General features: G+C 58.7%; 3 protein-coding genes. All 3 read left to right on the top strand.

The window, feature by feature from the left end; translation table 11 throughout:
• Nucleotides 1-181 precede the first annotated feature (181 nt).
• Nucleotides 182-556: a hypothetical protein gene (locus ABSG20_RS34460; RefSeq protein ID WP_423868898.1), complete on the top strand. Its 375-nt coding sequence runs from the start codon at nt 182-184 to the stop codon at nt 554-556.
• A gap of 119 nt (nt 557-675) precedes the next feature.
• Nucleotides 676-1,143, top strand: a complete 468-nt coding sequence (locus ABSG20_RS34455) for an NAD(P)-binding protein (RefSeq protein WP_423868897.1) — start codon at nt 676-678, stop codon at nt 1,141-1,143.
• Nucleotides 1,144-1,401: 258 nt separating this feature from the next.
• Entirely contained in the window at nt 1,402-2,505 is a 1,104-nt protein-coding gene (locus ABSG20_RS34450; RefSeq protein ID WP_423868896.1) for a flavin-containing monooxygenase, read from the top strand.
• Nucleotides 2,506-2,562: the final 57 nt, after the last annotated feature.

The raw sequence follows: 2,562 nt of genomic DNA, 5'->3' as shown, positions 1-2,562 counted from the left end.
ACAGGCGACCTCAATGTACATCCTGCCCTGCCATGTCATAGCCACGCCCGACGCTGCCGCGTCCACCGCATCTCATCCCGCGTGTCTGACGATCGCGATACGCCCCTCATCTGGAACGAGACGGGTGCGACTATAACTGATTCGAACAAAAAGTAAACTATAATATTTTTTAGTTTGGGCCTTGACAGCCCAAATCACACCAGATCCAGCCCGTCAGGCAAGTGTTGTTTTGCGCGGCGTCGTCCGAAAGCGCGATGGCAAGAAAAAATTTGACACGTCGGGCAAATCACTGGCATCTGATCATCATCGCCGCAATCGTTTCGCATGGCGCGCGCAGTTGATCACGGATTTTGAGCCGCCCCATCCGCAGAGCTCGCGGGTTGGAGGCGAAGCGGTAACCCGCCTGTTCATGATCGGCAAACGGCGGATTACGCCTTCCGCTCCAATTCTTCGCTCACGCGGGCTTTGCCTTTCTGTACCATCAGGTCACCTCCTTCTTTCGGTGCGAGGCAAGGGCAATGTCCGCGGGCGGCGTCTTCTGGGTGTTGCGGGGTAATCATGCAGGCTCCGGGCGCCGAAAACGTTTCCAGCATAGGTTCCGTTCGTTCTTGCGGCAACGTTCGGGGCATGCATCTGGGCATGCGCCGGCCGATCACCCTTCGGGCGCATATCACAATGGACTTCCAGATCAATCCGGCTACCCTCCAAGGCCCCGTTTACTTCTGCAGTGGGACCAACAAGGGTATCGAACGAACCATGATTGCCGACGGCGAAACTTCTCCGGCGCGTTCTGCTGAAACAGGAGCTTTTTTCGACGCTATCGTCGTGGGCGCCGGCTTTGCCGGAATGTACATGCTGCACCGCCTGCGCGGGCTCGGCTTTTCGGCACGGGTCTTTGAGGCCGGCGGTGGCGTGGGTGGTACCTGGTACTGGAACCGTTATCCGGGTGCGCGTTGCGACGTCGAGAGCATGCAATACTCCTTTTCCTTCTCGGAGGAATTGGACCAGCAATGGAACTGGTCGGAGAAATACGCCCCGCAGCCTGAAATTCTCTCCTACGCCAATCATGTTGTCGATCGCTTCGATCTTCGCCGGCATATCGTGTTCGACACGCGCGTCGCTTCGGCGACCTTCGATGAATAAGCTGGATGCTGGCTTGTCGAGACGGAGCGTGGCGACAGGGTTCACGCGAAATTCCTGATCATGGCAGTCGGCTGTCTGTCGGCGCCGAACCGTCCGAACTTCAATGGCCTGGAGGATTTCAACGGACCCATCTATCACACCGGTCAATGGCCGCATCAGGGTGTCGACTTCACCGGACTGCGCGTTGGGGTCATCGGCACCGGCTCCTCGGCGATCCAGTCGATTCCGATTATCGCGCAGCAGGCCACAGCCCTCACGGTGTTCCAGCGCACGGCTACCTGGTCCGTGCCGGCGTGGAACGAAAAGCTGACGCCGGAATACCTGCAAGCAGCCAAAGCTGATTATCCGGCGCTGCGGGCGAAGGCGCGTGCCCGCCCGACCGGATTTTATTTTCCCTTCAATACCAAGCCGGCGCTGGAGGCGAACCCCGAGGAGCGCGAAAAGCAATACGAGGAATCCTGGGCGCGCGGCGGCTTGCCCTTTCTCGGTGCTTACGGGGATCTATTGTTCGAAAAAGCCGCCAATGACACCATCGCCGACTTCGCCCGACGCAAGATCCGCGGCATCGTGAAGGATCCGGTCACGGCCGACCTGCTGTGTCCGGACAACGTCTTCGGTTGCAAGCGGCTCTGCGTCGATACCGGTTATTTCGAGACCTACAACATGCCCCACGTAAAGCTGGTCGACGTATCCCGGACGCCGATCGAACGCTTCACCGCTCACGCCATCGAGGTCAACGGCGTCGAGTACAAGCTGGATGCCGTTGTTTGCGCCACAGGCTTTGCCGCAATGACGGGGTCGTTCGACAAGATCAGGATTACCGGTCGCAATGGCCTAACGCTTTCTGAAAAATGGCGGGCGGGCCCTCGTGCCTATCTCGGGATAGCGTCGGCCGGCTTTCCCAACCTGTTCATGATAACGGGCCCTGGCAGCCCTTCCGTCTTGGCAAGTATGATCCAGGCGATCGAACAGCATGTCGATTGGCTGGCGGACTGCATGGGTCACATGCGAGATGTCGGGGCAACATCCATCGAGCCGATCCTCAAGGATGAGGACGCCTGGGTCGAACATGTGAATGAAGTATCGACGGTCTCATTGCGATCAACCTGTAGCTCTTGGTATGTCGGCGCCAACATTCCCGGCCGCCCTCGCGTCTTCATGCCATATATCGGTGGCTTCCCCGTCTATGTGCAGAAATGCAACGAGGTAATGAACAACGGCTGGGATGGCTTCATTCTGGAAGGCGCGCAAGACAGCAACGCGGCGCCGCGTGTTCGATATACGGAACGTTGGCGTGTACCCCTTGATATTGAAGTTATTTCACCGGCTGCCGTCGCCGCCAGGCGCGTCCCGGTGGTCTGACGCGGTGATCAGGCCATGGTCATCAAGCGCCGGACCGAGATAGCTCGCGACATAACC

It is taken from the genome of Bradyrhizobium sp., assembly GCF_049512235.1.
Classification (GTDB): Bacteria; Pseudomonadota; Alphaproteobacteria; order Rhizobiales; family Xanthobacteraceae; genus Bradyrhizobium.
This window is presented reverse-complemented; position numbering and strand designations above follow the sequence as displayed.

What these genes read in the sequence shown, in the direction of transcription:
- ABSG20_RS34455 (WP_423868897.1), top strand. Translation starts at nt 676, where the DNA reads ATGGACTTCCAGATCAATCCGGCTACCCTCCAAGGCCCCGTTTACTTC.